Genomic DNA, 6,560 nt, shown 5'->3' with positions numbered 1-6,560 from the left:
TTAGTGTCAACCACTTTTTTCAAAACTTTTTTCAAGCGCTTAGCTTGGCTAATTTGGCTTGCTGATTCGTTTTGGTTTCCTAAGAAGCCATCCCGTGTCAGCGAGGTGGCATTATAGAGATTGCGATCACATTGGCAAGCCCTTTTTTAAGTTTTTTTGCTTTTTTTAATTGTTCGATTAAAAAGAAAACAAAACGCCTCAAAAGTAGGCTTTTCTCTTATAGATTCTTGAGTTTTTCAGTGAATAAAGAGACTTTTTGCCAGTTGGTGTACTCAACTTCTTTACTGGTATCCGTTTCACCACCAGTCATCGTCATAATAAAGCGAATCATGGTTCTGTCGAAGAAGTTGTATCTAGGGTAATAGAGGGCACCTGCGAAAACACCTATTAAAGACGGTTGCCATGGTGACTTCTTAAGGAATGTCTTTATATAAGCACTGCCTTCCGGCGTATCTTTACCTTGGTCTTCTTTACGAGCGGTTAGGTTCACGCAGAAGAACGCTACTTTATTCGATTGAAGCTGAGTAAGATTGTGCTCAATAAACTGATACAGCTTTTTATTAAGATGACCATAACGAATAGAGGCACCAATCAGTACTTTGTCATACTGAGCGAAATCTACGTCGCCGACGGTATGCAGATCGCGAATGTCACAATCAAACTCCGCCATCTCTTCTTTTATATAGTTAAGAATCTTCTTGGTCTGCCCTTCTCGGCTTGAGTAAAGAAATAGTGCTTTTGCCACAATGGTTCCTTAGCTACGCCAGAACGTAGGCGTTAATAGAATTAATAGAGTGAAGATCTCTAAGCGTCCAAACAGCATAGAGACAATCAATACCCACTTTGCTTTGTCATTAACATCACCGAAGTGGACTGCTACTTCTCCTAGACCAGGGCCTAGATTGTTCAATGTCGCCGCCACAGCAGAGAATGCACTCAGTTCATCCATACCTGTTGCGATAAGAGCCAGCATACAGACTACGAACACCAGAGCATAAGCAGAGAAGAATCCCCATACCGCATCAACAACACGTTGAGGAAGTGCCGTACCACCAACTTTGATGGTGTAAACCGCACGTGGGTGAACCAAACGCTTCATTTCACGAGCGCCTTGCAGGGTCAGCAGTAGAATACGGATAACTTTCATACCGCCACCAGTCGAACCTGCACACCCGCCTATAAAAGAAGAGAATAAAAGCAGTACGGGTAAGAACAGTGGCCACTCAGAGAAACCAGTCGTTGTAAAACCAGCGGTCGTAGAAATTGACACGGTTTGGAACAAGGCTTGGTCGAAAGCATCATAGTACGAATCATAAGAGTGGTGATTGAGCAGTAATAAGAAACAAACCAAGAACAGTACTGCCTGAATAAAGATGAAGGCGCGGAACTCAGGATCTTTCCAATAGTACTTCGGATGAACACCACCAGATGCAAATGCGGCAAAGTGGAGAGAGTAGTTACATGCCGAAATAAGCAGGAACACTACTGTGATCATGTTAATCGCTGGGCTGTTGAAATAACCCATGCTGGCATCGTGCGTCGAGAAGCCACCGATGGCTATAGTCGAGAAGCTATGGCTAATTGCATCGAAGAAACTCATCCCCGCCAACCAAAACGCCACCGCACAAGCAATAGTTAAACTTAAGTAGATATACCAAAGTGCTTTCGCTGTTTCGGCAATCCTCGGTGTCATCTTACTGTCTTTAACAGGACCAGGGATTTCCGCTCTATATAGCTGCATACCACCGATGCCCAATACCGGTAAAATCGCTACCGCGAGTACGATGATCCCCATACCACCGAACCACTGTAGGAACTGGCGATAAAAAAGAATCGCTTTAGGCAGATCATCAAGCCCCACAATCACAGTGGCACCTGTTGTGGTTAAAGCCGAGAAGGATTCAAAGAAGGCATCGGTAACAGAAACGTTTGGGTTATCTGCGATTAAGAAAGGGAGTGCACCGGCACTACCGATTACGGTCCAGAAAAGAACAACGATAAGAAAGCCATCTCTGGCCTTTAATTCATGCTTATGACGACGGTTTGGAAACCAACAGGTGGCACCACAAAAAAGTAAAACAAAGAAAGTCGTAACAAAAGGAACACCAGCACCATCTCGATAGATCAATGCCACCAGCGCGGGTGCAAGCATTGAGACACTAAAGAGTGCTAATAATAATCCGACGATTCGAATAATTGAGCGAAATTGCATGAGCTAATGAACGAAGCGAAAGGCTTCACACTTCCTAGTTATCTTTTACTTGAGTGACCAGTGCCTTGGCACCGCTTTTGTTGATCATGGTTTGAGTAAAGGCTTCGACTTGAAGCAGTTCAATCTCTACAACCATTTCGACCTGAACACCATACTCCGCCTGAACTTCTACCGCTTGATACTGCGACATGATTGATTGGGCGATTGGCATAAACCCATAGTCTAACTCTAGGCGCAATTTTGTGGTTATTTTTTTCTCTATAGTTTGAAGCAGCTTAAGCGCTTGTTGTACGCCACCGCCATACGCCTTCACTAAACCACCTGTGCCGAGCTTGATCCCACCAGAGTAGCGAGTCACTACTGCCGTCAGTTCACCAACACCAGAACCAGAAAGCTGAGCCAATATTGGCTTACCTGCAGTCCCAGAAGGCTCACCGTCATCACTAAAACCCCATTTCATCGAATCTTCTGGTCGCCCAGCAACAAATCCCCAGCAATTGTGCCTTGCGGCGTTATGCTTTTGTTTTATCTGATCAACAAACAGCTTAGCCGCCTCGATACTCGGTGTATGTGCGAGGTGAGTAATGAAGACACTCTTCTTGATTTCTTCTTCAAAAACAGCCGAAGCAGCCGGAATCAAATATGGTTGTTCATTCATATAATTTACTTTAGCGATCAGGGCGGCAAAGTGTATCACGGGTGAATAATAAGGGTTAGCGGATCTGTGCTAACGCACAATGTTAAACAATTGTTTAAAAAATGTATTGAAATTAACCAGTGGTGGGTACAAACTAAGATAACTGGTCTTACCAGGTGTTCTACACTTACAGAAAGATAACAAAATTCTCTCAAACAATCGTCGATTGTATGTCATGGAGATAGACAATGATTTACCAAGCTAACACCCTACAGGTAAAGGAATTACAAGATGGTATAGCCGAACTCAGTTTTTGTGCTCCTGCCTCTGTAAATAAGCTCGACCTTGCTACATTAGAATCACTCGACAAAGCACTTGATGCTTTAAATGACCACGCTGGATTGCGCGGCCTGATCTTAACTTCAAACAAAGATGCCTTCATCGTCGGTGCAGACATCACTGAGTTTTTAGGTCTATTCGCCAAACCAGAAGCTGAACTTGATGAGTGGTTGGTTTTTGCGAACTCTATTTTTAGCAAGCTTGAAGACCTACCTGTTCCTACCCTTTCAATGATGCGTGGCCATGCTCTTGGCGGCGGTTGTGAGTGCGTACTCGCCACCGATTTCCGTATTGGAGATAAAACCACCAGCATCGGCTTGCCAGAAACCAAATTAGGCATCATGCCTGGCTTTGGTGGTTGTGTACGTCTGCCACGTGTGATTGGTGCAGACAGCGCAATGGAAATCATCACGCAAGGTAAAGCATGCCGAGCAGATGAAGCATTGAAAATTGGGTTGTTAGACGCGATTGTTGAAACCGACCAACTACTCGAATCCGCTATTAATACCGTATCTCTAGCTGCTAATGAAAAGCTTGACTGGGTTGCTCGCCGCAAACAAAAAACGTCAGCTTTATCTCTAAGCAAGCTTGAAGCGATGATGAGCTTTACCATGGCGAAAGGCCTAGTCGCTCAAAAAGCAGGGCCTCACTACCCAGCACCGATTACATCTGTTATCGCGATTGAGGAAGCCGCTCGCTGCGATCGTGATGCTGCATTAGATATCGAGCGTAAGCACTTTATTAAACTGGCGAAGTCTGAAGAAGCGAAAGCGCTGGTTGGCCTATTCCTTAACGACCAGTACATTAAAGGCATCGCGAAAAAAGCAGGCAAATCAGCGAACAAAGCGACCGAGCGTGCTGCTGTACTAGGTGCAGGCATCATGGGTGGCGGTATTGCCTACCAATCTGCGCTGAAAGGCGTACCTGTGATGATGAAAGATATTGCTCAAGCATCGCTAGATTTGGGTATGAACGAAGCATCTAAGCTTCTGAATAAACGACTTTCTCGTGGTCGCATCGATGGTTTCAAGATGGCGGGTATCCTCTCTTCTATTACCCCTAGCCTTCACTATGCAGGTATTGAGCAATCAGATGTGATTGTTGAAGCGGTCGTAGAGAACCCGAAAATTAAAGCCGCTGTGTTAAGCGAAGTGGAACAACAGGTTAGCCCTGATACCGTGATTACTTCAAACACGTCGACGATTCCAATCAATCTACTGGCAAAATCCCTGCAACGCCCAGAAAACTTCTGTGGTATGCACTTCTTTAACCCAGTACACCGCATGCCGCTGGTTGAGATCATCCGCGGTGAACACACCTCAGATGAAACCATCAATCGTGTTGTCGCTTATGCAGCGAAAATGGGTAAATCACCAATTGTGGTTAACGACTGCCCAGGCTTCTTTGTTAACCGTGTTCTTTTCCCATACTTTGGTGGCTTTAGCATGTTGCTACGTGACGGCGCTGACTTCACTAAGATCGATAAGATCATGGAACGTAAATTTGGTTGGCCTATGGGTCCTGCTTACCTACTGGATGTGGTTGGTCTGGATACTGCACATCACGCACAAGATGTTATGGCACAAGGCTTCCCAGAGCGAATGGGTAAAGAAGGCCGTGACGCGATCGACGCGCTATTTGAAGCGAACAAGTTTGGTCAAAAAAATGGCAGCGGCTTCTACAGCTACAGCGTCGACAAGCGCGGTCGTCCAAAGAAAGCCTTCTCTGAAGATATCCTTCCTATCTTGGCAGACGTATGCCAAGCACCACAGGACTTTGATGAAGAGACCATTATCCAGCGTGTCATGATCCCGATGATTAATGAAGTCGTGTTATGTCTAGAAGAAGGCATCATCGCTTCACCACAAGAAGCAGATATGGCTCTGGTTTACGGATTGGGCTTCCCTCCATTCAGAGGCGGCGTTTTCCGCTACCTAGACAGTGTGGGCATCGCGAACTTTGTTGAGAAAGCGAAAGGCTACCAAGACCTTGGCGCAATGTACCAAGTACCTCAACTGTTGCTTGATATGGCAGAGAAAGGCGAAAGCTTTTACGACGCTCAACAAGCTAGCTCTCTATAACCCACATTTGGAAAAGGAATTACAAAATGAAGAACGTAGTTGTTGTTGATTGCCTTCGCACCCCAATGGGCCGTTCCAAAGGTGGCGCTTTCCGTCATACACGTGCAGAAGATCTCTCTGCACACCTGATGAAAGGCATTCTTGAGCGTAACCCACAAGTTAACCCAAGCGAGATTGAAGATATCTACTGGGGCTGTGTCCAACAGACACTTGAGCAAGGCTTTAACGTGGCACGTAATGCTGCGCTACTTGCTGGCTTACCGATTGAAATTGGCGCCGTAACCGTTAATCGCTTATGTGGTTCATCTATGCAAGCTCTGCATGATGCAACACGCTCAATCATGGTTGGCGATGCGGATATCTGTCTGATTGGTGGTGTTGAGCATATGGGTCATGTTCCGATGACGCATGGTGTGGACTTCCACCCAGGTATGTCAAAGAACGTAGCCAAAGCTGCAGGCATGATGGGCCTTACGGCAGAGATGCTGGGTAAGCTACATGGCATTAGCCGTGAAGACCAAGACGCTTTCGCTGCACGATCTCACGCGCGTGCACACGCTGCAACGGTTGAAGGTCGCTTTAAAAATGAGATCTTACCAACTGAAGGTCACGCGGCAGACGGTTCACTGTTCACTCTGGATCACGACGAAGTTATTCGCCCAGAGACAACCGTTGAAGGCCTATCTCAGCTTCGCCCAGTATTCGACCCAGCTAACGGTACCGTAACCGCTGGTACATCATCAGCGCTATCAGATGGTGCATCTGCAATGCTGATCATGAGTGAAGAGAAAGCCAATGAGCTTGGTTTGACGATTCGTGCACGTGTTAAATCAATGGCTATTGCTGGTTGCGATCCATCCATCATGGGTTACGGACCCGTTCCAGCGACTAAGAAAGCACTTAAGCGTGCTGGCCTATCAATTGAAGATATGGGCGTCATTGAGCTTAATGAAGCCTTTGCAGCGCAGTCTCTGCCATGTGCGAAAGACCTAGGCCTTCTGGATGTGGTCGATGAAAAAGTAAACCTCAATGGTGGTGCAATCGCACTTGGTCACCCACTGGGTTGTTCAGGTTCGCGCATCTCAACCACCTTGATTAACCTAATGGAAGCGAAAGACGTGAAATACGGCTTAGCTACTATGTGTATTGGTTTAGGCCAAGGTATCGCAACCGTGTTTGAGCGCCCTTAGCCTCAAATAAATCTGTGTTAAGAGACCAATAAATAATCGTTAGTAGGGTAACGGTCGAAATGCAGTCTTAGTCTCTAAGGCTGCATTTTTTTACGTGTTGA

General features: G+C 46.0%; 5 protein-coding genes. 2 read left to right on the top strand and 3 right to left on the bottom strand.

Features of this window, described 5'->3' with window-relative positions; genetic code table 11:
- Positions 1–217 precede the first annotated feature (217 nt).
- The 3 genes from hemG to L1D60_RS22190 are packed head-to-tail and all read right to left on the bottom strand — an operon-like array spanning position 218 to position 2,870.
- Positions 218–745 (bottom strand): menaquinone-dependent protoporphyrinogen IX dehydrogenase, encoded by a 528-nt coding sequence (hemG, locus tag L1D60_RS22200; protein ID WP_239843016.1) that lies wholly within the window; start codon positions 743–745, stop codon positions 218–220.
- A gap of 9 nt (positions 746–754) precedes the next feature.
- A complete protein-coding gene (locus tag L1D60_RS22195; RefSeq protein ID WP_032548605.1) occupies positions 755–2,212 on the bottom strand; it encodes a TrkH family potassium uptake protein in 1,458 nt (485 codons plus the stop codon).
- A 34-nt stretch (positions 2,213–2,246) separates the two neighbouring features.
- Positions 2,247–2,870, bottom strand: a complete 624-nt coding sequence (locus L1D60_RS22190) for a YigZ family protein (protein ID WP_239843015.1) — start codon at positions 2,868–2,870, stop codon at positions 2,247–2,249.
- Between the two features lie 227 nt (positions 2,871–3,097).
- Between L1D60_RS22190 and fadB the strand changes: the two genes are divergently transcribed.
- Both fadB and fadA read left to right on the top strand, forming a co-directional pair.
- A complete protein-coding gene (gene fadB, locus L1D60_RS22185) occupies positions 3,098–5,269 on the top strand; it encodes a fatty acid oxidation complex subunit alpha FadB (RefSeq protein WP_239843014.1) in 2,172 nt (723 codons plus the stop codon).
- Positions 5,270–5,295: 26 nt separating this feature from the next.
- Entirely contained in the window at positions 5,296–6,459 is a 1,164-nt protein-coding gene (fadA, locus tag L1D60_RS22180) for an acetyl-CoA C-acyltransferase FadA (protein WP_032548608.1), read from the top strand.
- Positions 6,460–6,560: the final 101 nt, after the last annotated feature.

The organism is Vibrio sp. Isolate30 (genome assembly GCF_022397975.1).
In the GTDB taxonomy this organism is placed as follows: domain Bacteria; phylum Pseudomonadota; class Gammaproteobacteria; order Enterobacterales; family Vibrionaceae; genus Vibrio; species Vibrio fortis.
This window is presented reverse-complemented; position numbering and strand designations above follow the sequence as displayed.